General features: G+C 41.7%; 25 protein-coding genes. 11 read left to right on the top strand and 14 right to left on the bottom strand.

Going from position 1 to position 26,126, the window contains the following annotated elements; genetic code table 11:
• Positions 1 to 43: 43 nt before the first annotated feature.
• A complete protein-coding gene (locus ACRWP9_RS04480; protein WP_434928082.1) occupies positions 44 to 361 on the bottom strand; it encodes a putative quinol monooxygenase in 318 nt (105 codons plus the stop codon).
• 11 nt (positions 362 to 372) lie between these two features.
• A complete protein-coding gene (locus ACRWP9_RS04475) occupies positions 373 to 870 on the bottom strand; it encodes a GNAT family N-acetyltransferase (RefSeq protein ID WP_434928081.1) in 498 nt (165 codons plus the stop codon).
• 221 nt (positions 871 to 1,091) lie between these two features.
• Here ACRWP9_RS04475 and ACRWP9_RS04470 point away from each other — a divergent pair, with 221 nt between their 5' ends.
• Both ACRWP9_RS04470 and ACRWP9_RS04465 read left to right on the top strand, forming a co-directional pair.
• Complete coding sequence (locus tag ACRWP9_RS04470) at positions 1,092 to 1,217, top strand: hypothetical protein (protein WP_264177950.1); 126 nt, start codon at positions 1,092 to 1,094, stop codon at positions 1,215 to 1,217.
• Between the two features lie 325 nt (positions 1,218 to 1,542).
• Positions 1,543 to 2,337 (top strand): S1/P1 nuclease, encoded by a 795-nt coding sequence (locus ACRWP9_RS04465; protein ID WP_434928079.1) that lies wholly within the window; start codon positions 1,543 to 1,545, stop codon positions 2,335 to 2,337.
• Between the two features lie 86 nt (positions 2,338 to 2,423).
• Here ACRWP9_RS04465 and ACRWP9_RS04460 read toward each other — a convergent pair whose 3' ends face one another.
• Both ACRWP9_RS04460 and zntR read right to left on the bottom strand, forming a co-directional pair.
• Positions 2,424 to 3,881, bottom strand: coding sequence for an SO_0444 family Cu/Zn efflux transporter (locus ACRWP9_RS04460; protein ID WP_434928078.1), 1,458 nt, complete (start codon positions 3,879 to 3,881; stop codon positions 2,424 to 2,426).
• A gap of 103 nt (positions 3,882 to 3,984) precedes the next feature.
• Positions 3,985 to 4,440 carry a Zn(2+)-responsive transcriptional regulator gene (gene zntR / locus ACRWP9_RS04455; protein WP_434928077.1) on the bottom strand — a complete coding sequence of 152 codons (456 nt, stop codon included), beginning with the start codon at positions 4,438 to 4,440 and terminating at the stop codon, positions 3,985 to 3,987.
• 348 nt (positions 4,441 to 4,788) lie between these two features.
• Here zntR and purH point away from each other — a divergent pair, with 348 nt between their 5' ends.
• Positions 4,789 to 6,378: a bifunctional phosphoribosylaminoimidazolecarboxamide formyltransferase/IMP cyclohydrolase gene (gene purH / locus ACRWP9_RS04450; protein ID WP_434928075.1), complete on the top strand. Its 1,590-nt coding sequence runs from the start codon at positions 4,789 to 4,791 to the stop codon at positions 6,376 to 6,378.
• A gap of 86 nt (positions 6,379 to 6,464) precedes the next feature.
• Positions 6,465 to 7,766, top strand: coding sequence for a phosphoribosylamine--glycine ligase (gene purD, locus ACRWP9_RS04445; RefSeq protein WP_434928074.1), 1,302 nt, complete (start codon positions 6,465 to 6,467; stop codon positions 7,764 to 7,766).
• 127 nt (positions 7,767 to 7,893) lie between these two features.
• Here purD and ACRWP9_RS04440 read toward each other — a convergent pair whose 3' ends face one another.
• Positions 7,894 to 8,430: a hypothetical protein gene (locus ACRWP9_RS04440; RefSeq protein ID WP_434928073.1), complete on the bottom strand. Its 537-nt coding sequence runs from the start codon at positions 8,428 to 8,430 to the stop codon at positions 7,894 to 7,896.
• A gap of 71 nt (positions 8,431 to 8,501) precedes the next feature.
• Positions 8,502 to 9,326 carry a rhombotarget lipoprotein gene (gene rhlP / locus ACRWP9_RS04435; RefSeq protein WP_434928072.1) on the bottom strand — a complete coding sequence of 275 codons (825 nt, stop codon included), beginning with the start codon at positions 9,324 to 9,326 and terminating at the stop codon, positions 8,502 to 8,504.
• Between the two features lie 498 nt (positions 9,327 to 9,824).
• Between rhlP and nhaC the strand changes: the two genes are divergently transcribed.
• Positions 9,825 to 11,309: a Na+/H+ antiporter NhaC gene (nhaC, locus tag ACRWP9_RS04430; RefSeq protein WP_434928070.1), complete on the top strand. Its 1,485-nt coding sequence runs from the start codon at positions 9,825 to 9,827 to the stop codon at positions 11,307 to 11,309.
• Between the two features lie 25 nt (positions 11,310 to 11,334).
• Here the strand turns inward: nhaC and ACRWP9_RS04425 are convergent, their stop codons facing one another.
• From ACRWP9_RS04425 to ACRWP9_RS04415, 3 genes are read right to left on the bottom strand one after another with little or no spacing between them, the layout of a single operon-like run.
• Complete coding sequence (locus ACRWP9_RS04425; protein WP_434928069.1) at positions 11,335 to 12,684, bottom strand: NAD(P)/FAD-dependent oxidoreductase; 1,350 nt, start codon at positions 12,682 to 12,684, stop codon at positions 11,335 to 11,337.
• Positions 12,685 to 12,688: 4 nt separating this feature from the next.
• Positions 12,689 to 12,925: a hypothetical protein gene (locus ACRWP9_RS04420; RefSeq protein ID WP_434928068.1), complete on the bottom strand. Its 237-nt coding sequence runs from the start codon at positions 12,923 to 12,925 to the stop codon at positions 12,689 to 12,691.
• Between the two features lie 11 nt (positions 12,926 to 12,936).
• A complete protein-coding gene (locus ACRWP9_RS04415) occupies positions 12,937 to 13,488 on the bottom strand; it encodes a GNAT family N-acetyltransferase (RefSeq protein WP_434928067.1) in 552 nt (183 codons plus the stop codon).
• A gap of 174 nt (positions 13,489 to 13,662) precedes the next feature.
• Between ACRWP9_RS04415 and ACRWP9_RS04410 the strand changes: the two genes are divergently transcribed.
• The 4 genes from ACRWP9_RS04410 to ACRWP9_RS04395 all read left to right on the top strand — a co-directional run bounded on the left by ACRWP9_RS04410 (position 13,663) and on the right by ACRWP9_RS04395 (position 17,430).
• Positions 13,663 to 14,364, top strand: a complete 702-nt coding sequence (locus ACRWP9_RS04410; RefSeq protein ID WP_434928066.1) for a spondin domain-containing protein — start codon at positions 13,663 to 13,665, stop codon at positions 14,362 to 14,364.
• Positions 14,365 to 14,375: 11 nt separating this feature from the next.
• Positions 14,376 to 15,095, top strand: a complete 720-nt coding sequence (locus ACRWP9_RS04405; RefSeq protein WP_434928065.1) for a spondin domain-containing protein — start codon at positions 14,376 to 14,378, stop codon at positions 15,093 to 15,095.
• Positions 15,096 to 15,205: 110 nt separating this feature from the next.
• Positions 15,206 to 15,937: a response regulator transcription factor gene (locus ACRWP9_RS04400; protein ID WP_434928064.1), complete on the top strand. Its 732-nt coding sequence runs from the start codon at positions 15,206 to 15,208 to the stop codon at positions 15,935 to 15,937.
• The gene (locus tag ACRWP9_RS04395) at positions 15,937 to 17,430 is read left to right on the top strand and encodes a sensor histidine kinase (protein ID WP_434928063.1); all 1,494 of its coding nucleotides are present in this window, start codon (positions 15,937 to 15,939) and stop codon (positions 17,428 to 17,430) included. The genes ACRWP9_RS04400 and ACRWP9_RS04395 overlap by 1 nt, the downstream gene beginning before the upstream one ends.
• A gap of 359 nt (positions 17,431 to 17,789) precedes the next feature.
• On the opposite strand, the gene ACRWP9_RS04390 is transcribed toward ACRWP9_RS04395, so the two are convergent.
• Entirely contained in the window at positions 17,790 to 19,031 is a 1,242-nt protein-coding gene (locus ACRWP9_RS04390; RefSeq protein ID WP_434928061.1) for a lysozyme inhibitor LprI family protein, read from the bottom strand.
• Positions 19,032 to 19,543: 512 nt separating this feature from the next.
• Here ACRWP9_RS04390 and ACRWP9_RS04385 point away from each other — a divergent pair.
• Complete coding sequence (locus ACRWP9_RS04385) at positions 19,544 to 21,166, top strand: endonuclease (protein WP_434928060.1); 1,623 nt, start codon at positions 19,544 to 19,546, stop codon at positions 21,164 to 21,166.
• 421 nt (positions 21,167 to 21,587) lie between these two features.
• Here the strand turns inward: ACRWP9_RS04385 and hemE are convergent, their stop codons facing one another.
• Positions 21,588 to 22,652: a uroporphyrinogen decarboxylase gene (gene hemE / locus ACRWP9_RS04380; RefSeq protein WP_434928058.1), complete on the bottom strand. Its 1,065-nt coding sequence runs from the start codon at positions 22,650 to 22,652 to the stop codon at positions 21,588 to 21,590.
• Positions 22,653 to 23,097: 445 nt separating this feature from the next.
• On the opposite strand from hemE, the gene rsd reads away from it, so the two are divergent.
• A complete protein-coding gene (rsd, locus tag ACRWP9_RS04375; RefSeq protein ID WP_434928057.1) occupies positions 23,098 to 23,571 on the top strand; it encodes a sigma D regulator in 474 nt (157 codons plus the stop codon).
• 98 nt (positions 23,572 to 23,669) lie between these two features.
• Here the strand turns inward: rsd and ACRWP9_RS04370 are convergent, their stop codons facing one another.
• From ACRWP9_RS04370 to ACRWP9_RS04360, 3 genes are all read right to left on the bottom strand, one after another.
• Positions 23,670 to 24,719, bottom strand: coding sequence for an MJ1255/VC2487 family glycosyltransferase (locus tag ACRWP9_RS04370; protein ID WP_434928055.1), 1,050 nt, complete (start codon positions 24,717 to 24,719; stop codon positions 23,670 to 23,672).
• A 12-nt stretch (positions 24,720 to 24,731) separates the two neighbouring features.
• Complete coding sequence (locus tag ACRWP9_RS04365) at positions 24,732 to 25,241, bottom strand: phosphatase PAP2 family protein (protein ID WP_226411538.1); 510 nt, start codon at positions 25,239 to 25,241, stop codon at positions 24,732 to 24,734.
• 335 nt (positions 25,242 to 25,576) lie between these two features.
• Positions 25,577 to 25,831 carry a uroporphyrinogen decarboxylase gene (locus ACRWP9_RS04360; RefSeq protein WP_226411540.1) on the bottom strand — a complete coding sequence of 85 codons (255 nt, stop codon included), beginning with the start codon at positions 25,829 to 25,831 and terminating at the stop codon, positions 25,577 to 25,579.
• Between the last annotated feature and the right edge of the window lie 295 nt (positions 25,832 to 26,126).

The following is a 26,126-nucleotide window of genomic DNA, read 5'->3' as shown; positions in this document are numbered from 1 at the left end:
TCATTTTAAAAAGAGTGGCCTGCCACTCTTTTTTTTAAATCTATTACACAATAACCTGATTAAATACTTCAACATGGTGCGATTCGACTAACTCAGGCATTACTTTATGAAAATAATACTGAATAGCCTCTTTTTCGCAATGTTGGTCAAATGCTGCCCGGTCGACAAACTTTTCCACAAAAGCCACTTTATTGTCATCATCTAAGCTAATGTTTAATTCATAGCGAATACAACCTAGCTCTTTACGCGTGTCAGGAATTAATGCAGCCAACGCCGCCACTAGTGCATCTCGCTTACCTGTTTTGGCGACAAATTGTGCTACACATACTAACTGGGTGTTATTGATTACATAATCAGACATTAAAATTTCCTTTAAAATTGGTAAAGCATATCAATATGGGGGATTCCATCTTCTAAATAAACCTCGGAATGGCTAATAAAACCAAGGCGCTGATAAAATTTTTGTAGATGTTCCTGTGCGCCAATTTGCACCCCAGCATTGGGCCAATACGCCAATACTTTTGGTAATGCCTGTTGCATTAATGACTCTGCTAAGCCCTGGCCGCGGTGACTAGATGCAACAACAACCCGTCCAATACTGGCTTGCGGGTAACTTAATCCTGGAGGCAAAATACGACAATAGGCAACTAAATGTCCGTCTCGATCCTGTATTACCATGTGCTGGGTTTGTGAATGTCGATCTTTCTCGTCCAATTCAGGATATGGACACTTTTGCTCAACCACAAACACATCAACTCGTAGTTTCATTATTTCGTAGAGTTCATCTCGTGTTAACTGTTCAAACCTCAGGCTACGTGAAATCACTTTCCACTCCTTTATACTCTCTCTAATTTGACCATATTGTAACATTACTTAACACGCTAATATCTCAAGTGCCAACACGGCACTTTATATGCCAAAGTGATAGCATAAATTACGCTAATCCTAGATGAAAATATTATATATTGGCCCTAGATGAAACTAAACGAATTAGTGCTACGCTACTTTTACTAACTAGGTTAAGCACAAAAACAGCATAACCGTTAATAAATGAATTCGTCATTTTCTATCATACTTTTTTGGAGCACAACATGAGTAAAGAGCGCAATAATTCTAAAGAATCCAAAAAGCAGCCATTACTGTCATTAAAAGAAAAACGTGCAGTTAAGCAATCAAAAAACGCACCTTCATCAGGTATCGTTTCTAAGGCTAAATAAAATTTATTTTTAAGTGATAACCATAAGAAATACCGAGCATAGCTCGGTATTTTTGTTTGTGCCTCTTTCAATCATTTCTCACACAAATTCGCAACGTCAAAATACAAGTCAAGCAAGCTTCTGTAAAACGCCTTTTCCGCTGTTATTTTGCGCAATACCATCCTATAAACCAATATATAGCATTAACAGATTACAGTATTGCGTTAACGACTACTGCTGTTATCGCCCAAAACTCACGATGAGAGCATGTCATATAAGAGTGCCGTTTTCTCTTTTGGCTTGAGGTTAGAAAGCAATTTACATCAATAACAAGAAAAGGAATTTAATGAACGGGATAACATCCTTGCTCTGCATTAGTTTAGTCTTGTGCATATTCAGCAGTCGCCCTGCTGTGGCATTTGGCAGATTAGGTCATCAAATTATCGCTCATATAGCCGAAGACAATTTAACTGATCACGCGGCTAAAAATATCCGTCAATTGACTCAGGGGAAATCCTTAGCACAAATATCGACTTGGGCAGATGAAATACGATCTAGCACTCACTGGAGACATAGTGCCTCTTGGCATTATATATCCATTGATGAGAATGAAAGTTGGAGCAATGTTAAACGTAATCCAAACGGTGATATTTTACGCAGTCTAGAAGGTTTTGAAAAAGTACTCTCTAACTCGAACACAACAATTAAGAAGCAATGGCAAGCGCTCGCCTTTTATGTCCATTTTGTCGGTGACCTACACCAACCTTTGCATGTAGGATATCGTCATGATCAGGGTGGTAACGGCGTGAAATTGAAATGGTTTGGTAAAAACAGTAATTTACATTCGGTATGGGACAGTAAACTATTAGCCCACCAGCAACTTAACGCTAATCAATATACACGCTTTTTGAGTCATATCACCCCAGAACAAAAGCATGACTGGACGGGAAAAAACTACTATCAATGGGCTGATGAGTCTACAGCCTTACGGGTCAATGTTTATCGATTAGAGGTCAATTCAGCAGCAGAATACGAGTTAGGGTCCGATTATGAAACAGCCAATTTACCTTTAATTGAACTTAGATTACAGCAGGCTGGTATTCGATTAGCTGAAAAGTTAAATCAGATATTTGGCCAATAAGCGTGACAAATCTCAATAAAAAAGGCCTTTACGGCCTTTTTATCTTAGACCATCATTAATATCATTTGATGGCATTTAACGCTGCATTACGAGCAACAGCTTTGATCTTTTTGTTTTTTAGGCAGCTTATCCCATAATACTTTTGCCATTAAAATGGCTAACACAATGCCCGATATTGCCACAACACCCTGTGGTAATAACTGATGTTCTGGTCCAATTTGCGGTATCACCTCAAATCCAAAGGTCGCCACTAAGTAATTCACAACCATGCCAGAAATTAACGCCACGCCGATGACTCCACCAAGATAACCTAGCAATGCACGCTTGCCTAACTCCTTACTGACCACACCTAATGTGGCAATATTAGTAGCAGGTCCTGCCATCATAAACACCAGCACTGCACCCGGCGACACCCCTGCTAATAACAGCCCCGCAGCTATTGGCGTTGAAGCGGTTGCACATATGTACATAGGCACCGACACCAGCACCATCACTAACATAGCTAGAATACCATCACCCCATTTTGCCAAAAAATCACCTGGCACATAGGTTTGTACTAAAGCGGCAAAGAACAAGCCCACCAATAACCATAGGGTGGTGTCACGCACGAGATCGGTCGCTGCATAGTGCAAACCTGAGCCCACTCGGCTTAAAATTGAGTTTTGCTTTAACGCAGTCGCCATATCATCGGTTGAAGCACAACAACTTTCTGAGGATTCACTCGCTTTAGGAGTCACATTTGCTTGGTTAGCCGATTTGGTACTGCAACAACTGGCTTTCGTCGATGTTGCAACATCGGATTTGACCGGAGCGGTTATTTGCGCAGACGACGCTGAAGCTTTACTGCAACAGCTGGACTTTTGCGGTGCTTTTTCGACGGAGGTTGAACTACAACACGATTTTACCTGAGCAAGATTATCCACCGATTTATCAGCAACAACCTTAAATAAGTCAGCTTTAAACGACTGACTTTCAACCAAAGCCGGTTTACTCAACAAGCTAGCGGGATCGACTGGCTTAAAAGTCATGGTTGTTATCGCTTTAGGTTTAGCTGACTGACTTGCACAACACCTGCTGGTTTTTTCTGCTATCACAGCCGCAGTCTTTTCCACAGCTTTATGGCTAGCTTTATCATCAGGCTTTCCATCATCGTCATCTCGCCCGACCAACAAACCTGCAACAATGGCGCTGGTGATTGCCGCAATTGGACGTACTATGGCCATGAAAGGGCCGAGTAACACGTAAGACACTGTCACGGAATCAACACCGGTTTCAGGTGTTGAAACTAAAAAGGAGGTTGTCGCGGCTTTTGATGCACCTGAGCGGCGCAAGCCAACAGCAGCAGGAATAACCCCACATGAACATAAAGGCAATGGCGCACCTAGCAAGGCCGCTTTCAGCACGGTTTTAAAACCATGACCACCTAGCTGCTTTTGCATCCACTCCATAGGAACAAAGACTTTTAACAAGCCAGCCAGAATGAGTCCAAGCAGCAGCCAGGGTGCCGACTCTAAAAATAACTGAATAAAATTATCAAATAACATAGTGATTTCTCCAGCGGCTATCGGTTAAAGCCGCTTATGGCAATATAACTAACAAGCTTCCATCAAGGTGTTGATAGCTGCGAACAAGCAAAATCAATAAAGACTAACCATGTTGATGCGCTTTATGTGCCGTTTCATTTCTGGCATTTAGCTGCTTATCTTCAGATTCAAGCGCCTCTAAAATACTGCAATGCTCGGCGCTATCGGGGCCACCACAACAGGCGTTAGATAAACTTTGTAAGGAATTAGCAAACTGGGTTAACTCGGCAATTTTAGCTTCAACCTGCTCAAGTTTGTTATCCACCATACCTTTCACGTCAGCACAGGCCCAGTTGGCTTTATCAAGTTCAATAGACAACAGCTCTGCTATCTCATTTAAGGTAAAACCAACAGCTTTAGCGCGTAAAATAAAACGTAATCTAGCGGCATCATCATTATTATATAAACGATAACCCGACTCAGAACGGCTCGATGGTGCAAGCAGGCCGTGTTTTTCATAAAAGCGTAAGGTGTCAGCCTTGATATCACACTGACTCGCTAACTCACCTATTCGATACATAATCGTCCCGTTGTTGCCCTAAGCAAACTTTGAATATGGCTCAAGTATAAACCTTAGAGTTTAATCCAAGGTCAAGGGTTTTCTGGTCATTTATTTTCTCTGGTGTTGTTCGGATTTCAATATTGTGAAATCACGCAGAAAAAACACTCAAGCCCTATTGTTTACGGTAAAATATGCGCGCTCTGGCGGCACAGATAAAAATAATCATAAATAGCTGCACATTTTGTTCAAATAATGCCCCGAGGAACTTTGGCAAAACAGATTCACTTTTGGGTGTAAACACCATTAAACAACCCGAATCTGCTTTGCGAAAGATCCTTGAAATTTAATAGTGGACCCTGTACCTACATGAATACTGTCAGACCAATTCGTCGCGCGCTACTAAGCGTTTCAGATAAAACTGGAATCCTTGAATTTGCACAAGCTTTGCATGCCCAAGGTGTTGAACTGTTATCTACCGGTGGCACAGCAAAATTGCTGGCCGATAACAATATCCCTGTCATGGAAGTTTCTGATTACACAGGTCACCCTGAGATCATGGATGGTCGTGTCAAAACATTGCATCCTAAAGTGCATGGCGGCATTTTAGCTCGTCGTGGTATTGATGAGATCGTGATGGAACAAAACGGTATCAAGCCTATCGATTTAGTCGCCGTAAATCTGTATCCGTTTGCTGAAACTGTGGCAAAAGCAGGTTGTACATTGGCTGATGCCGTTGAAAATATCGATATCGGCGGCCCAACAATGGTGCGCTCTACGGCTAAAAACCACAAAGACACTACCATAGTAGTTAACGCTAAAGATTACGCCCGCGTGATTGCTGAAATGCAAGCTAACAATGGTAGCACTACGCTTGAAACCCGTTTTGACCTAGCCATAGCCGCATTTGAACACACAGCGGCATACGATGGCATGATAGCTAACTACTTCGGCACTATGGTGCCTACTCATAGCAAAGATGAGTGCCATGAAGATTCAAGCTTTCCACGTACTTTCAACACTCAGTTGATCAAAAAACAAGACTTACGCTACGGTGAAAACAGTCATCAAAAAGCGGCGTTTTATGTGGATACGCACATTGATGAAGCATCTGTTGCCAGTGCAACTCAACTTCAAGGTAAGGCATTATCTTATAACAACATCGCCGATACTGACGCAGCACTTGAGTGTGTAAAAGAATTTGAAGGCCCTGCATGTGTGATTGTTAAGCATGCTAATCCTTGTGGTGTAGCATTAGGCAGTACTATTTTAGAAGCTTACGAGCGCGCATTCAAAACAGATCCAACCTCTGCCTTTGGTGGCATTATTGCCTTTAACCAGGAATTAGATGCAGACACGGCCAAAGCAATTGTTGACCGTCAATTTGTTGAAGTGATTATTGCACCTAAAGTCAGTCAGGCTGCACGTGACATTGTTGCTGCTAAAGCTAACGTACGTTTATTAGAATGTGGTGAGTGGAACACTAAAACCACCACTCAAGATTTTAAGCGTGTTAATGGTGGTTTATTGGTTCAAGACCGCGACCAGGGCATGGTCAATGTTGAAGACGTTAAAGTGGTATCAAAACGTCAACCAACGGCTGAGCAATTAACCGACTTAATGTTCTGCTGGAAAGTGGCTAAGTTTGTTAAATCAAACGCGATTGTGTACGCCAAAGATGGTATGACAATCGGTGTTGGCGCAGGTCAAATGAGCCGCGTTTACTCAGCTAAAGTTGCCGGTATTAAAGCAGCTGATGAAGGTTTAGTGGTTGAAGGTTCTGTAATGGCATCTGATGCATTTTTCCCATTCCGCGATGGTATTGACGCTGCCGCTGCTGCAGGTATCAGTTGTATTATTCAACCGGGTGGTTCAATTCGCGATGAAGAAATTATTGCCGCTGCGGATGAACACAATATCGCCATGGTATTTACTGGCATGCGTCACTTCCGCCATTAATCGGCACTAGAATAGAGCAGCCTTGTTTGGCTGCTTTTTTCGTTTAAAGAATCATATATTATTACTACTTAGAGGAATGAATCGAGATGCAAGTACTTGTAATTGGTGGCGGCGGTCGTGAACATGCTCTAGCTTGGAAAGCGGCTCAGTCTGCTCAAGTTGAAAAAGTTTTTGTTGCGCCAGGTAATGCGGGCACATCACTAGAGCCAAAATTAGAAAACGTTGCAATCAAGGTTGAGGCCATTTCAGAGTTAGTGAAATTTGCCCAAGACAACAAGATTGAACTCACCATTGTTGGCCCAGAAGTGCCTTTATCATTAGGTGTGGTTAATGCGTTTAACGCTGCTGGTTTACCTATATTTGGTCCAACACAGGGTGCTGCTCAGCTTGAGTCATCAAAAGCCTTTACTAAAGACTTTTTAGCGCGTCATAACATTCCAACAGCTGATTATTCAAACTTCACTGAAATTGAGCCAGCCAAAGCTTACGCGACAGAGTTAACCGCTAAAACAGGTTTTCCTGTGGTGATTAAAGCCGATGGTTTAGCCGCAGGAAAAGGCGTGATTATTGCTGCTAGCCAGGTTGAAGCCGATGCAGCCATTGACGATATGTTATCTGGTAATAAATTTGGCGAAGCGGGTTCACGCGTTGTTATCGAAGAATTTTTAAAGGGTGAAGAAGCCAGCTTTATCGTTATGGTTGATGGCAAAAACATTTTAGCCATGGCCACCAGCCAGGACCACAAAGCTCGCGACAATGGAGACTACGGTCCAAATACTGGCGGCATGGGTGCATACTCACCGGCACCTGTTGTGACTCAGGCAGTTCATGACTGGACCATCGCTAATGTTATTCGCCCAACGGTAGATGGCATGGCCGCTGAAGGTAACGTTTACACTGGATTTCTTTACGCGGGCTTGATGATTTCACCTGACGGTAGTGCAAAGGTACTTGAGTACAACTGCCGTTTTGGTGACCCAGAGACTCAGCCAATCATGATGCGTCTGCAATCTGATATCGTTGAACTGTGTTTAGCAGCAACTCGTGGTGAGTTAGGTAAAGTCACCGCTGAGTTTGATTCACGTCCTGCTGTAGGTGTTGTGTTAGCCGCTGGCGGTTACCCAGATGCGTATCGTAAGCATGATGTGATTGATGGGTTATCACTTGGCGATAACAATGCCAAGGTATTCCATGCTGGCACTGAAATGAAAGACGGTCATGTGGTAACAAATGGTGGCCGAGTGCTATGTGCTACAGCATTAGGTAATACCGTTACTGAAGCGCAAAAAGCCGCTTACGCATTAGTAAATACCATCCATTGGGATGACGTTTACTTCCGCACCGATATTGCTTACCGTGCTATTGCGCGCGAGCAAGGTAAAGCATAATAAGTTAGTTTTTATGTGACATAATAAATCCCTGTGATGGTGGCTAATTAAAGCCTCACAGGGATTTTTTTATGACAAATATCTATGGCCCCTATTATTTGGCATCATTAAATCCTGAAGTTGCCCTCTATTTATCGCCCAAGATATCAGTCACAAAATCTTGTCCGGTTTGATAATTTCGAATGCCAAAATTCATGTGAGATCCATCTTCATCCCATCCACCTACGACGGCTATAAACTCTTTTTCACCGTAATCTAAAGTTTTCTCATAGGTATAATAAGAAAAACCTGTTGCTTCCTTTTTTATGATAGAAAAGTAACAATTCGGAGAGGTTAACGGGGTAGGAAAACTAAATAACACCACGCCACTTTCAATCATGGGGGTCACTACGATACCGCTGGCATATTCAGAATTGACGACTTCAGCAGCAACTTCAAAGAATTTATCATTATTCCCCTCCATTAAATCAGCATAGAAATCACCTTCCGATTCAAACATCCACTCTGCTATCAAGTTATGCTGTAGAAAATAAATTCTTTCTGATAGTGGGATATCAGTCTGCTCATTTTGGGTTTCATTATTAACTGCTGATTCTGTTTTACCGCCAGTTGCTGCACACGCTGTCAGAAATATAAACAACATCCCTATTATTATTTTTTTCAAACTATGCCCTTTCATTTTATTAGATAACTTATCAATTAATTTTTTCGACCATCAAGCCGCATTAATCATGATCAACGGCTGACTCTTCTCAGCCATGCCATACCCATTAGCAATACCCAATAAAAACCCATTGAACCGCCACCGCTGTAGCCTTCTCTATGTTCAACTGTAGCCACTTTATCTTCTTTTACTCGAGTCTTAAATCTAGCTAATTCCGCATCTAGATTAGTCGTCATATCATCGACGGCTAAGCCAAACCCTTCAAGTGATTTTTCGGCTAAGGTATCATCAATGCCAATCGCGGTAGTTCTTTTTTCAAGCTTGCTAACCCCAGGCGCTCTGAACAACATTTTTTTACTTTTAATATCAAAAACGGCGGTATCAACAAATGTTTGTATCGCGTTTTCATTACCCGGAATAACGTACATGCCCACTATGGTCCAATACAAAAGTGCGGCGTTATTCTCGATTGATTGTGTCACTTGATCATAAGACACTAACGCCATAACGTCGACATCATATAGCCTTGATATCTGCTCTAAAGTGTCAAACCCTTGGCCCTGCTTTAAGTAAGTGCTAGGGATGACTTCAATGTGGCCAATATAATCATATTGAAGAAACGCCTGTTTTACTTTTTCAAGTAACTCGATTTGATCTTTGCTGTGAATACCGTCGGCACCCCAGTTTTTAGACGGCACAAACGCGATACCCACTTTTACCGGTAATTTTAGAATAGGAATTTCAGGTTGATGTTCAGCACGACTTTTTTCATCCGGATATAAAAAATCCATCAGACTGCTGGATTGTGTTTGTTTACCGGTATTTTGACTGACAATTGCACTGCAGGCTGATAAAAAAAACACTACTAGTAGACAGACACACATTTTAGACTTCATCAACATTCCTTTGATACCCTATGGGCTATATGTTTATAACACGAAAGCATAATTGCATATCCCAAAGAGACGAACAAATGATTTATCTGATCAGTAAAATCATTTTAAAAGAGTTGATATTAATGCTTTCTATCAACTCAAGATGTGGTTAGTCAAACTATTAAATGTGCTTAAAGCTGCATTAATCTCAATTAAGATATTCTCCTCACAAAAAATAAGCCCATCATGCATATTTAAGCAAGCCACAAGCCGCTATTGCGCATATTGAGTTAACCAAGCTAAACATTTAGTCACCTTGAAGGCTTCAACACCTTCTCAGCCAAGGGTTTCAAACAAAGCAAGGCTCGACTTAACTATCATTTCTATGTAACGATAGCCAGCCGTTACAAATTAATAACAACTGTAGTTTGGGACTATCCCGTACGCTTATATTGACTGTTGCTATAGCAACTCGATAATGAAAACGACACAAAATAAAAATAATAAACAAGGATCTCCATGTCTCAAACGACACCTTCACAACCTAAGCAACCTAGCTTGCTTGATGCGCTTATTCCGATCGTGGCATTAATTTTGATGCTAGCCGCTGCGGTATATCTTTTCTCGTCTGATAGCTCATCGGGGGCCAACCAAATCGCCTTGGTATTAGCAGCCTGTATTGCCATGGTGATTGGCTATAAAAATGGCTACAGCTGGAATCAAATGGAGCGTGGCATAGTTAAAAGTATTGGGGTCGCGACCGGGGCATTACTTATTTTATTTAGTGTAGGCTCGCTGATCGGTACCTGGATTTTAGCCGGTACAGTGCCGACAATGATTTATTACGGTATGCAAATTCTTAATCCACAATATTTCTACAGTGCATGTTGTGTATTGTGTGCAATTGTTGCATTAAGTATTGGTAGCTCTTGGACGGTAGCCGGTACCTTAGGTATTGCGCTTATTGGTATCTCATCGGCCATGGGGTTAGATGTTAATATCACCGCGGGCGCAATTATCAGTGGTGCTTACTTTGGTGACAAGATGTCGCCAATGTCTGATACCACCAACTTGGCACCAGCTGTAGCCGGAACCGATATTTTCAGCCACATTAAACATATGACCTGGACCACGGTTCCCAGTATTACAATTGCACTGATAGGCTTTACCTTTTTAGGCTTAACCGCTGAAGCCACCCCAGTAGAAAATCAATTAGCTGATAGCTTAGCCTTACTTGAACGCACCTTTAATCCGGGGTTCCACTTATTGATCCCCCTTTTAGTGGTGTTGTATTTAGCTAACCGTAAAATGCCTGCCTTCCCTACGGTTATTTTAGGCACGCTTGCTGGCGCAGTATGCGCGGCAATATTTCAATTTGATAATGTATTAGCCTATGTGCACGATGATGCAATACCGCCGCTGCTGGCGTTAGTTAAAGGTATTTGGATCGCTATGTTTGACGGCTATGTAGCCAATACCGGCGATGCGGTATTAGATAACTTATTAAGCCGTGGCGGTATGAGCAGCATGGTGACGACTGTCTGGCTGATCCTGTGTGCCATGGCCTTTGGTGGCGTGATGGAAGTTACTGGCTTACTTGGCCGTATTTTGCAAAGTATTTTAACCCTAGTGACTGGCACCTCTAGTTTGATCATTACTACTCTCGGCGTGTGTATTGGCGCCAACGTGATCACTGCCGACCAGTACATTGCGATTGTGTTGCCCGGTAGAATGCTCAAAATGGAATATACCAACAGAAAACTTGCTGCAGTTAATTTAAGTCGCGCCCTTGAAGATTCTGCCACTGTCACTAGCCCGCTTGTTCCTTGGAATACCTGTGGTGCCTTTATGGCCAGTACCTTAGGTGTCGCGACAGTGGCTTATCTACCCTATGCATTCTTTAACTTAGTTTGCCCCTTAATTAGTGCATCATATGCTTATTTCAATTTCAAAATTGAACCGCTAGATGAGCGCTTAGTGAGTGACGGTACCGTTGTAGGCTAATTCGATTTAACAATAGAAGACCGCTTTAGCCAAAGCGGTCTTTCATCCAGCCATAATGATAATAACCCCATTGACCTAAACGCTTTAACTGGCCAAAAGGTAGTATAGATACAGGCTGCGCAGGTAACGGCTGACGATATAAAGGCAAATTAGGTGATGCGATACCAGCCATACTTTGCGCTAATCGATAAGCCGCTTGGCTGCTAAAAGACACTCCTGCACCACAATAACCTAGGCTATAACCCACTCCACTTTGTGCAAATACATGTGGCATATCATCAAACGATGCCGCTATCCAGCCGGTCCAGTTATAGGCAATGGCTTTGTGTTTTAATGCAGGAAAGCATTTATCTAAGGCCATTTTTAGCCTTTGACCATACACAGGGTTAGCACCGTCTTTGCCCCATACCGCGCCGCGACCACCAAACAACAACCTGTTATCAGGCAGTAAGCGGTAGTAATATTTTAATATGCGAGTATCCATGGTGACTTGCGAAGTATAAATACCCGCTTGTTGTAACTCATCGGCGGTAAGTGGCTCTGTCACAATGACATTACTGAGTATTGGCAAATATTTATTATCGATAATTGGCGAGAATTGTTTTGGCGTGTAAGCATTACCGGCACAAATTACCTTATTGGCAGTAAGCTCACCGGACTCGGTTATTAAGCGATGCTTTCCGCCCTCCTGATGCCATTCAAGCACGCAAGATTGCTCTGATATCGACACTTTGGCTTGCTGTACCATCTGTTTATAACCCAGTAATAATTTTAATGGGTTAATCCCAAAACCATCATTTAGTCTTAATGCACCATAAGCTTGCTGGTGATTCATGTACTGATCACAAAAAGTGTTACGGTCAATCAACTCAGCCCCATCACCAAAATGTTGTTGAATGAACCCTGCCGCGGCTTGCAGTTGTGCGAGCGCTTTTGGGTTATGGGCGACTTTTAAGTAACCCGTGTCCTGCACATCACAGCTAATTTGATGCTGTTTAATTAATCCTGATACCCGCTCAACCGCCTCGGTAAACTCACCATAAATACCTTTGGCGGTATCAATATTCCAACGCTGTGCCATGGCGCTATAGCCCAATCTACCAGAACCTTTTAAAACAAATCCCGCATTACGAGCACTGGCACCAAAGCCAACCTGATTAGCTTCCAACACGTGACAATCAATATTAAATTCAGTCGCTAGATAATAAGCGGTTAATAATCCAGTGTAGCCGCCGCCAATAATAGCCACATCAGTTTGATGAGAACCTTTTAGTGCGCTACCTGGCTGGGGTAATTGAACCGTACTTGCCCAATAGCTATTAGGCTGGGGTTGCTGTTTTGGAGTGGAATTAACAAGGGGATCATAAAGTTGCATTGGGTTAGCCTAATAACTGTAAAATTTGATCCCAATGACGCGTCAGTAAAACCAGCAATACGACACCTAAAGGAATAAAAATAAGTAATTGAATAAATTGTAAATAAAGCACGATTTTTGACAGTTTCAGCTTTTCTAACTCGAGTTTGTCTAACTCGAATTTAAGTAACTTGAGCTCTTCTGGTGTTGTGGTAATGGTTGTAGAGCGTGTTTCAGACGATGTTTGCGTGGCTGTTTTCATCGCTTAATCCCTTAAAAAATTAACAACATTTCACATGCGACACAGTGACAATCAACGCCGCAAAGTACACAGATATAATCCTCTCCCATATGCCGTTGGTGCCAGCGTTGAGGATGCTGTTTAATCAATTTCCCACCGGCTTTGGTAAAATATCGTACCGCAGCATTATTGGGGCTTTGTTGCCACAAATGACTCACGCCAGCTTTAGCGCCCTGTGCGATAACCGCTTCTTTAGAGGCTTGTAAAAGTTGTCCCCCTAATCCTTTACCTCGGCCATGTTCAGCAATGGTATTGGATTTAAAGTAACACACATCATCAAAGTTAACGCCCCACAACGCTACAGTACACCATTGATCCTGTTGCCATTTACCTGCGGCATAGGTTAATCGAAAACCCAGTAATTCATCGTTTTCAATGGCAACAAAGTTAGCATTAATGCCATTTTTTATGCCTTTGTGATAAATGGCTGTCAGTTCGTCCATATCCATATAACCCTGACCGTGCACTTGCTCACCTAATACTAATACTGCTTTAAAATCATCTTTTTGTAATATTCTAATCATATTTTTTATGCTTTTATTTTTATTATTTTAAACATTGAAATGGCACGTTTAAGCTCAATTTAGCACATCAAAAACACACAAAGCTAACGATGTTAAACTTTTGTGATAATTTAGCGATAACCCGGTGATATCCATTTGTAATACTAGCTGCAATTAAACAAAAGGAGCTCGGTTATGAAACGTACATTAGTTAACGCTAGCCTACTAGCAGCAGGTTTATTGAGTTTATCAACCCAAGCCGCAGACATTGAAGTCAGTGTCACCAACCTTACCCATGGTAATCACTTTACCCCATTGTTAATAGCCGCTCACAACAGCGACAGTCATTTATTTCACGTCGGAGAAATGGCCACGCCTGCGTTACAAAAAATGGCTGAAGGTGGCGATATTGGCGATCTTAATACTGCGGTAACAGGCGCAAACGGCGTCACCTTAGCTAACCCAGCCATGGGGTTACTTGCCGCAGGAGCCAGCATTAAAGATGTGATGCTAGATACCGGCGATAACACTCATCTTTCTATTGTCGCAATGGTGCTGCCAACCAACGATGCATTTATTGGTTTAGACAGCTGGAAAATTCCAACTGAAGCAGGCACTTACACAGTTTATGTCAACGCCTACGATGCCGGCACAGAAGCAAATGATGAAATCATAAACGGCGGCGGTATGTCAGGCGTACCGGGTATTCCTGCAGCACCGGGTGGTAATGGTGGCGCAAATGGGACTGGTGTAATGGACGGTGCTGACAATATGTATGTGCACACCCACCCAGGTGTTTTAGGTGATACAGATCCCGCTGGAGGCGCAAGTGATTTAGACAGCCGTATTCACCGCTGGTTAAACCCTGTAGCCAAAGTTGTGGTCACAGTAAAATAAGGAGGTAACACATGAAAACCACCGACATTAAACTTAAACCCAGCTTACTGAGCTTATTTGTTGCCGCGACATTACTCACCGCCTGTAGTGACGATGACAATGTTGTGGTGCCACCGGTTGAACCAGAGCCAGTAATGCAAACATTTACTGTCACTGTGACTAACCTAACGGCAAATCAGCCTATGTCACCGGTCATTTTAGCCGCGCATAATGCCGAAGCCAGTTTATGGCAAACGGGCGAAATGGCCAGCCTTGCTATCGAAAAAATGGCCGAAGGTGGCGACACTGCAGATATAGCAGTCCTTGAAGTAATTGATAGCAGTGTCAACGGTACGGGTATGTTAATGCCGGGGATGAGTGAAACACTTACCCTCACATTAGCACAAGCCAATGTTGCCAATATCAGCTTAGCCACAATGCTAGTGAATACTAATGACGCCTTTACCGGGGTCAATAGTTACCACATTGCAGGTATGGAAGTTGATATGCCAAAAATGATGAAATACATGGCCTACGATGCGGGTACTGAAGCCAACAGCGAAGCAAAAGGCACTATGCCTGGCCCAGCTGACGGCGGTGAAGGGTTTAACACTGCACGTGATGATGTCGATTTTGTGCATATTCATCCAGGCGTTATCAGCCAATATGATGGTTTAGCTGACTCAGTCCTTCTGCCTTCACATCGTTTTGACAACCCAGTGCTTGCAGTAACCATTATGCGTACCCAGTAACCGCGACACTACTGGTTGATTGAATAAGTTTTAAACAGATTGAAATTTATTATCCTTAAAGCAGGTCTAGGTATTAATGCAATTACTGGATTTGCTTTGAGGAAGTTACCATGAATGGAAACACCAAACATAACGGTCATGTTAGTCCGCAACATATTTTGCTGGTAGAAGACGAACAAGACTTGGCTAAATTAATTATTCTGAACCTCAAGGCCCTTAACTATAGCGTCGACCATGCCACGACATTGAAGCAAGCCATGCAGATCATCGAACATAAAAAGCTCGATCTGATTTTAATGGACAGAATGCTACCAGACGGCGACGGCATTATGCTATGCCAGCAACTGAGACAAGCGCAAAAACAGGTGCCAATTATGTTATTGACCGCCAAAGATTCTGAAGCTGACATAGTACTGGGGCTTGAAGCGGGCGCCGATGACTACCTTGTAAAACCCTTCAGCGTGCTAGAACTGCGCGCCAGAGTTAAAGCGCATTTAAGACGTGGACAAATTCTGCATAACCATCAGCAGCAACTTGATTTTAATTGTGTCAGTATTAATGCCAGCACACGTGAAGTATTAGCATTTAATAATGCTTTAGAGTTAACCGCACGCGAGTTCGATTTATTACTTTTTCTTGCTCAACATCCACTACAAGTGTTCAGCCGTTTACAGTTATTAGAAGCGGTGTGGGGCTACAACTATAGTGGTTACGAGCACACAGTAAATAGCCATATTAATCGTTTACGCAACAAATTGTCCCGCTGCTCAGAACACGACTTAGTGAAAACCGTGTGGGGTGTGGGCTATAAATTCTCGCCACCAGAGGCACATGCTCACTAATGAATCGCCTATTTAATCGATTATTTTTAGTCGCTACAATGATTGTATTGCTGCTATTTGTCGCATTATGGCAATGGCTACAACTAAACCACGAATTCAGTCGCAATCAAATACAGCAGTCTCTACATCAAGAGTTGGCTGAACATATGGCGCATATTAATCCGTTGTTATCACAGGGGATTACCTCTGATGCCGCATTAAAAGAAGCTTTTCATGATTTTATGTTGCTCGGACCCAGCTTTGAAATTTACACCTTAGATCCAGATGGCAAAGTGATAGCCTATGATGCCAAAGAAGAAAAAATTAAAACACATCGAGTGGACACCGGTATTATTAAGCAGTTTTTAGCAGGAAAGAATCTGCCGATTTTAGGCACAGATCCGCGTTCGCAACAAACCAAAAAGATTTTTTCAGCCAGTAAGTTAGTCAATGCCCAAGGTCTGCACAGTGGTTATTTATATGTGATTATTGGCGGAGAAGAGTACGACAGCTGGCAAGCATTAATTAATGCCGAAAACCAACCAAAAATATGGGGTGCAACCATAGGTTTTTGGGTAATATTCGCCCTATTGTTATTTGTGATTTTATTGCATTATTTTACCCGCCCGATCCATAAATTAGCCCAGGATTTAACTAAGTTAAAAACCTTACCCATTACCGAAAAGCTCACCTTGCCAGATCGCTATAGAGGCAGTTTAGAGATAGCTCAACTCAGCGAACACATTAATCAGTTGCTGCAAGACATTCAGCAACAGCAACAACAGGTCAAACGTCAACAGCAGGCAAAACATGACTTTTTACTGCACCTGTCCCATGACTTAAAAACCCCACTCACCGCATTATTGGGCTATATCGATACCTGGTTAATTTTGCCTGAAGCGGACCGAGATCAAGCCTTTATTCAATACGCGGCTAACTCAGGTCAAACCTTACAACAGTTATTAGCCCAGTTATTAGAATTAGCTGCACTAGAAAATGGCCAAATTCATGCACAACTTCAACAAGTTGAGTTAACAGAACTTCTCAATGAAATAGACCAAACCTTTACCCCAAGAGCGAAAAAACTCGGCGTAAGATTAAATTTTGAGCATATTAACGCCACTTCAATTTTAACCGACCCACAATTAATGCGACGCATACTCAACAATCTAATTGATAATGCCTTACGCTACACCCCGTCAGGTGGCGAAATCACTATTCTTACGCAACAAGATTTTAGCCAGGGTAAAAACCAACAATGGTTAGCCGTAAAAGACACCGGCTCAGGCATGCACCAACATGAAGTAGAAGCCCTAAGACAATTGTCACTTAGCCAAACGAATATTCCACAACACCACCAGCTAAGCTTCGATAACAACCAAGCGCTACCTCAGCTAGGCGTAGGACTGGCCATTGTGCGTCAGTTGTTGGGGCTATTGAAGTGTAAAATTGAAGTAGAAAGCCAACCCGGCGTCGGCAGTGAGTTTAAGATAGAACTGGTGATGCAAAGCTAATGTTACTTAAGCATCGCTGATGCAAGCGTCCCTATACGGACTGAATCAACACACTCGTGAATTGATTAAAAGATGATTATTAAATCGTAGTCTCTGGTTATAACATTCTTTTACTGTCGCTATTGCATGCCAACTGCTAACTAAACACGGCACACATTGTTGAAACAATGATGCACTGATTAGATGTTCTACTTACCATCAACTTCACTTTTACTCTTTTGGTTTAAGTCCATAAAGTCTTTTATTAAGGAGTCGCACATATTGTTTTCTTAGTTGCCAAAATGCCAGACAACTAAAATGATAAAAACAAGATAAAACATAAACATAATAAGGTTTGATGATGTTGAACGATTATATAATCAGATATTACATAATGACCCATGGCATTTAAGAGTATTAAAATCGTATAAATCACTGTGACCAAGACTTCCCTCTGGATAGGGAACATTCTCATTCAAAAAAAATGTGACCCGATTACCGCCAAATAAGCCAGCCGGAATCGTTATTTTTTTGAGAATAACATAACCAACACCGATATGTTTTGGCTTGTATCTTGATGAAATATCTATTCCAGAAACAGGAGGCAAGTCTTCATTAAGCTGATTCGACTTTAACTTAACCCACTTTTCAATATCTTTATTGTTGTAGCTTCTTATATCGCCCCTTGCCAACAATTCATCTATTCCCGCTTTTCCTGCTAGCGGTAATGACTGATCGACATGGTTGTGTAAAGTATTGGCTGCATTAGTAAAAAATTCGGTTCTTTGATTAAAAGCATCACCAAATCCAAGTTTACCGCTTTTAGCAAAAGTGACTAATGATACTTTCTTATTAAAAAGTTTCATTGAAAGAGGGTTTATTTTATCCAGAGTTTTAGCGCTGATATAAAAACTATCACGGCAATTGGGCCTTTCACGAGAACTACTCATAACAACAGGAGTATCGTTTGGTAATCCCGCAACGACTTGCTTATGGTATCCCATAGCGTAAACCGCTGTTATTTTAGTGTTTTTTGTCCACTTGATATTCCATACCGAAGGTTCATAAGCACCTAAAATTAGCGCAACTGGTACATTGGGAGAGTTTATCGCAACATCAAAAACCGTTGTCATATGACCACTTTCATCAGTCTGATAATTGGTTTTATAGCCGCTGTAAGCGCCACCAGCATAAACCGCTACATTTTCAGGAAAGGTAAGGTTTGAAAAATCGCATTTTTTTTCAACTTCAAAGCTATCAACTTTAGGCAGATGGGTGAATGTGGTGTTGGTAGCCTCGATTCTCTCAGGTGTAAAACTTAACTGCTCAATTCTTGCAGAATAAACAACGACTAAACAATCTACATTCGCCTGGCAATTATGATTTCTTTTTCTTATCCATTTTTGTTGATTATTGATCAAGTCAGATTTTTCAGCATTTTGTAATACTGCTAACTGTGCTGAATAATATTGAGATAATTGCTCATCTAATAAATTTAACGCTTTGCTTGAGCAAATTGCCTGCTCAGTTAAATTTAATTTACCAGCACAATCATAACTGGCTGCGTTAACCTCAAACGATAAAACCAGAATGGATAACAGCTTAAAATAACTCAGTTTCATATGTGCCACGTCCTTGATGTGCAAATATTGCGCCCTCATAAAAGGCAAAAATAACTCAAAATGTACAATGCGTGATATTAACACCATGCATCTTTTATCTTATCACCACCAACTACCTGATAGAAGGCAATATTATTCTCAGTCAAATGACTCAACACATCGGATATGGACTGGATCGGCATAGCTAATTCATAACCACATTCTAAGGATAAGATATGTTTTGAGTGGGATGAGCAACAAACGATAAAAGGATTTTAAGATCAACCCATAGGAATGACCATGCTTAATGTCCACAGAGAGATCCCATATATCGCCATATTCTTTTTTATAAATAACAATTTGGTCACATATACGTAACTAATTTTATGTCATACTCCAGCCGCTTTAACAAAACTCAAATGGATTTGAATGGGGTCGGACTTTCGTGGTGTTTTCTAAGGAAATCATTATTGAGAATTTCCATGAAAAACTGCCATGAAAGTCCTCAATAATAATAAATATTAAAGAGAGTTATGTTGATGATTAAATCCACTATAGCACTAAAAACAGCAGTAACACTGACACTCGCAGGCCTAGCATTCAATGCCAGTGCCAATCTGATGATAAGCGAAGTGCTCTACGATGCACCCAATAATGATAGCCTTGAAGAATTTGTCGAGCTCTACAACGCCAGTTGCAGCAGCATCGACTTAAGCCAATATAGCATCAGCGACAATGGCGCAAGTTTAGCATTAAGCGGCACGTTGGCGTCGGGGCAATACTTTACGATAGCCAAAAACGCTGCGGGTTTTAACAGCCTGTTCTCCCGCCAAGCCGATTTAGCGCCTATGCCTTTATCTTTAGGTAACTCAGGTGATTACGTTAAGTTGCTCAAGGGTACTCAAGACGTTGATGTCGTCGCTTGGGAAGGTGGTTTAAGTGGTTGGACACTTAATGCCACTAACGTGTCTTTGGTGCGCAGCACCAGTACCAACACCAAAAGCCAAGCTGATTGGAGTGTGGGCAGCAATGCTGGCTATCCAGGTGTAGGCAGCTTAACCACTAGCTGTGGCACGCCGCCAGCACCAACGGAAAACTTACTCGAAAATGGCCAAGCCAAGACAAGCCTAAGCGCCAGCACAGGGCAAACATTGAAGTTTGTCGCCGATATTCCAGCTGGGGCAACTGGGCTTAGTTTTAAAATGAGTGGCGGTAGTGGTGATGCGGATCTTTATGTGCGCCAGGGCAGTGAGCCAACGGCAAGCGTATTTGATTGTCGCCCATACTTAACTGGTAATAATGAAGAATGCCCTATTGCTACAGCAGTAGCAGGTCGTTATTTTGTCAACATCACAGCCTATCAAGGCTTTAGCGCTACGAGCTTAGTGGCTAACTATACTCCTGCCACTTCGGGAGGCGGTACGGGAAACCCAGGTGATTATGCCTTCGATACCTATTATGCTAACGCTAGTGGTAAAACAGGTTCAGCATTAAAGGCGAGCCTAAACCTTATCATTCGAGATCATACCCGCTTTACCTATGATCAAGTATGGGATGGCCTTAACTATGCAGATGAAGATCCAAGCAACACTAACAATGTGATTTTACTCTATACCAATCGCTCTGAGCCTAAAACAAACCGTGCCGGTATGAGTAATTCTTTAGATGCGTGGAATCGTGAACATGTATGGGCTAAAAGCCATGGTTTTCCTAGCAGCGGACAACATGCCTATACCGACTTACACCATTTGCGTCCTGCCGATGTGACTGTTAATAGCAGTCGTGGTAATAAAGATTTTGCCTTAGGTGGGTCGCCATTAACTGAAGCGCCAGATAACAAAACAGATGCGGATAGTTTCGAGCCTGCAAACATGGTTAAAGGCGATGTCGCGCGCATGGTATTTTATATGGATGTGCGTTATGAAGGCGGCGATAACAGTGGTACACCTAACCTTACTGTAGCCAAAGGGGTTACCGGTACTGGTGAGGCACTATTGGGTGATTTATGCACCTTGCTTAGCTGGCACATTCAAGATCCTGTGAGTGATTGGGAGCGTCGTCGTAATAACCGTGTGTATGAATGGCAGTTGAACCGCAACCCCTTCATCGATAACCCAATGTGGGCCGAGGATCTTTATAGCAGCTCATGTAATTAATCGAACTCGTCAATAAAACAGACCCAGCCCAGGCTGGGTTTTTTATTGAATCACTTTTTTTACACCTGATATTTTCATTACTGAGATTTAGCCTCATTGACGACTTCAATAAAATATACAAATAAGAATAAGAACAACAACAAGAAGTAGATGTAACAGTCATATTTTAAACAATTCGGACATCATTTACATTGAGGCCATCGAGAACATGCTGTGAGCTTGGCATAGATGCCAAGCTAGCTTTCTTTGGGTTAAGGACAGCACATCGAAAGCGTTAGGGATTTTCAGCAATGGCCCTAGCAGGAAGGAATCCAATGAAGTTGATGTTGACTATCAAGGGGTAAGGCAAAAAAATTATAGTCAGTTTTTAATTCAAAAAAAGCGAACCTCAAGGTTCGCTTTTTTATCAAATACCACTTAATTACTTGTGATATTTACCCGACAGCTCGGTAACTGACTTAATAAATGCACCCGCATTTTCTGGATCAACATGTTGATGAATGCCATGGCCTAAGTTAAATACATGACCACTACCTTCACCGTAAGACGCTAAGATTTGCTCAACTTCTTGACGAATACGCTCAGGTGAAGCGTAAAGTACTGATGGATCCATATTGCCTTGTAAGGCCACTTTGTGCCCTACGCGACGACGTGCATCACCAATATCTACGGTCCAGTCTAAGCCTAACGCATCACAACCGGTTTCAGCCATTGCCTCTAACCATAAACCACCGCCTTTAGTGAATAAAGTCACTGGTACTGCGCGGCCTTCGGCTTCACGGGTTAAGCCATCAACGATTTTCTGCATATAACGTAATGAGAACTCACGGTAAGCATGGTGAGATAACGCACCGCCCCATGAATCGAAAATCATTAACGATTGAGCACCGTTGGCCACTTGCGCGTTGAGATATAAAATCACTGAATCAGCTAGTTTATCCAACAACATGTGCAAAGTTGCTGGCTCTTCGTATGCCATTTTCTTTATTTTTTCAAAGGTCTTGCTTGAACCACCTTCAACCATATAAGTGGCTAAAGTCCAAGGTGAACCCGAAAAACCAATTAACGGTACGTCACCGTTTAATTCGCGACGAATGGTTTTTACAGCACGCATTACATAGCCTAATTCATCTTCTGGATCTGGCACAGCAAGCTTTTTGATGGCATCGATTGTATCGGTAGGACGCTGAAAACGTGGACCTTCACCGGTTTCAAAATACAAACCTAAACCCATTGCATCAGGAATGGTCAAAATGTCAGAGAACAAAATAGCGGCATCTAAATCATAGCGACGTAATGGCTGTAAGGTCACTTCACATGCTAGATCTTGGTTCTTACAAAGAGACATAAAATCACCGGCTTCAGCACGTGTGGCTTTATATTCTGGAAGATAACGACCTGCTTGACGCATCATCCATACTGGCGTTCTGTCTACAGGTTGTTTTAATAAAGCACGTAAATAACGATCATTCTTTAGTTCTGCCATGGGGGCTATTTTCCTAGATAGTTATGAATTTTGCAGGTCGGTAGTTTAGCACTTACGCGATTAATGTAACCACTTATGCGATATTTATGTGAGCTATTACTAAATCTGTATTCAAAAATCTGAAAACGCCTCAATCTTTGCTCACAAAAACAGCAACAATATTGTTAGTACCCCATAAAGTAGATTATTAGTTGCACCATTGGTGAGTGTTTGGTATAAAAAGTACGCGCTAGCAAGAACAATCAAGAAGCACGATATATCGAGCCCTTAAATGCTTATTTACCCAGTGATAGTTATCTATCACTGGGTTTTTTATTTTAAATTCTTTAGTAATTTATTAAGGCTGGTTTGTCCATTGATAAATAAAGCATAAAACAGTTGATCAACTACGTACTTGTCCAATACAGTGGTTGAAATTGATCGGTTGAACGTCAGGAATACAAGTATGCTTATAAAATTAGAACAAGCTGAGCAACGTTGGGGCGGAGCTAACAAATTAGTCGACCAATGGCTGACTCACCGTCGTAAATTGCTGGTTAAATACTTTACCCTTGTTGGACTTTCACCTAATAAACAGGCAGAAAAAGGCCTACCTAGCATCAAAGATGTGAAGGATTTTTGTGAGCAGCTTGTAGATTACGTGTCTGAAGGACATTTTGAAGTATATGACAGAGTAGTGAGCGAATGTGCTACCCATGGTCAGGACAGCAAAGCGACCGCTCAAAACTTACTGCCTAAAATCAGTGAAAGTACCGATACTGCTCTCGATTTTAATGATAAATATACCGAATCTGAAGATGAAAATATTCTTTACCAACTGGATAAAGACTTAGCACAACTTGCACAAGCAATGGAATCACGGTTTGAATTTGAAGACGAATTATTAGAAATTCTTCATAGCCGTCATTCTCAATCTTAATTACGACACCGTTAACCAGTATTGTTAAAATTGAAAGTTTGTACACGAACCCATGATACTCATTATGGGTTTATTATTTTATGTCGCTGAAGTTGTTATTACTGCCTTTTATGCCAATTTTCAGGTAACTCTACTTGATCCCAAAGTTGGTCGCATAGCTGTTGAGGCTGCTGCCACTCTCCCGTTTTAAGCCAGTCAACCAGTTTATCCCCCACCTGCGGGTAACGAATAGCTTTAGGTGACGGCGCCTTTAACCAGCGCGTAAATTTAGACTTGTCCAACGTTTGCATACTATCCGCTGCGGCAAGCAATTCTAGTGCTGCTACATTAGCCGACTGCTCAAATTGGCCGATTAGCGGTTTAACTAGTAGCTTTTTACCTAATGCCATAGCTTCACTGGCTAATTCAAACCCCGCATTCGCTATCACGCCACCACATTGCGATAAATGCAGTTTAAATCCGTCTCGGCTAAAACCATGCCATTGAATATGCTCAGGTAAGGGTTTAATTGGCTTGGTGCTGTGATAAACATAGAATTGATAGTCATCGAATGGGGCTAAAAACTCAGCGATACTATCGGCACTTTCAAACGGTAAATAAACTAAGATTTGATGACCGTATTGAATATCTGATGGAGAAACCTCTACAAATGGCGGCAAAATTGGAAAGCCGAAGTGATGCCAATGGCACCCTAATCCAATATCAACCGGCGCAAAATGATTTAAAATGACTTCATCTAACCAACTGCCACCTTGCTTAGGCACCGAATGCTGTAATGCTGCCTGGTGGCTAATAGATATCGATTTAACCCCTTGTTGTTTTGCCGCCCAAGCGGTAACAGGCTCAAAGTCGTTTAACACTAAGTCATAGCCGCGCACATCCAATTGTTTAACTTCATTGAATATCGAACGACTTACCGTTTTTTGAGCGGTTTTTAATAAATTAATGCGTCCATTATCTGTAGCAAATGATAGTCCCTTACGCACTTGATAGTCACCAAACTCCTGCATGTCGAAGTAATGTTCGGCGGGTCTACCGCTAAACAGAAAGTCGACATCGACTCCTTTATTTTTCATTGCCTTAGCCATAACACGTGCACGGCTAATATGACCATTTCCAGTCCCTTGAACTCCGTAAAGAATTTTCATGCTATTTAACCCTTATATAATGTTTTCAGCTAGCATAACTGACCCGATACCTAGCCCCATTCCTGCTACGATATCTAATGGATAGTGCACCCCAAGTGCGATACGAGAGAAGCCGACCGTTATTGCCCATAGATAAGCTAATGGCGCTAATACGGGAAAATACACATGAATAACACTTGCCAGCACAAAAGCACCGGCTGTGTGTCCTGAAGGTAAGCTGAACTTATCTGATGGCTCAAAATGGCAATTAAAACCGACTAACGCATAACAAGGTCGTTGGCGTCGTATGCCATTTTTAAGCACTAAATATAGTGGTAGCTCAATTAAAAATCCGAGCAGTAATAGGTTGAAAAATGATTGGCCTTGGCTGTGGGATAACAATATCGCGACAGACAGATAAACGTACCAATGGCCATCACCCGTTGCGGATATTTTTAACGCAGTTGGTGACAATTGTTGTTCACGAGTAAAACGAATAATCGAATAAAACAGATATTGATCAACTTTTGTAATCAGGTTCATCGCCACTCCTGTCGCGCATCATGCGCTAATGTTTAATCCACTTTTATTTAATCCACTTTTGCAGACTAATCTGCGCCAATGAATGTGGAGTGACATTTATTCGAAGCTTTTATGACAATAGAAACTAAAAGCGCAGCTAAAGAAGTTGAAATGACAGGCTTATATAATAAATAGGAGTAATAGAACAGAAAGCGAGATGTTTGATGTTTGATGTTTGATGTTTGATGTTTGATGTTTGTCACGCAACAGCGACAAGCACTGACTGGCCAGAACACTTACTATTCACCCTTGATTGTGTAAATAACAACTAAGGGTGAATGAAGTAAGATGCTTTTTTACGCTGAAGCAGCTTGAGTTTCTGGTGCTTTATTGCGATAAATTTTCACTAAGTGATAAATATTAATACCGGCAACAAACGCATTCATACCAGCAACGGGCCAAGCATCAATGGCATAACCGTAGGCAGCAAATAAACCACAACCAACGAAATTCAACCAACGTAACATAATGATATCTTTCATCATTAATGAAATCGCCACCATAACAGAAGCAACGTAACCTAATATTTCAACCATATTTGAACTATCCATAAGAACCTCTTTAAGGCTCTCTGCCATCCATAAGCGTAACGAGGGATCCATGCCCCTAAAGCAAATAAATAAAATAAACCAATGCCTAAAAACCACTGATATGTTAACAAGTAGCCAGGTATGTTAGTAATTTATAAACGTATTTTAGTGATCATGATCTACAGTTGATTGATAAACAGTTAAATTTGAAAGTAAATTACTTACAAAACTACCTATTGTTCTCAAAATAGACCATTGTGTTTTTTATATAGTATTATCATTCTAGTTTGATTTGCAACAAGGTCGTGACGAATAA

Origin of the sequence: Shewanella sp. HL-SH2 (assembly GCF_051164935.1) — a bacterium.
Taxonomy (GTDB): domain Bacteria; phylum Pseudomonadota; class Gammaproteobacteria; order Enterobacterales; family Shewanellaceae; genus Shewanella; species Shewanella glacialimarina.
Note: the sequence above shows the minus strand (reverse complement) of the source record. Positions and strands in the feature narration are given on the sequence as shown.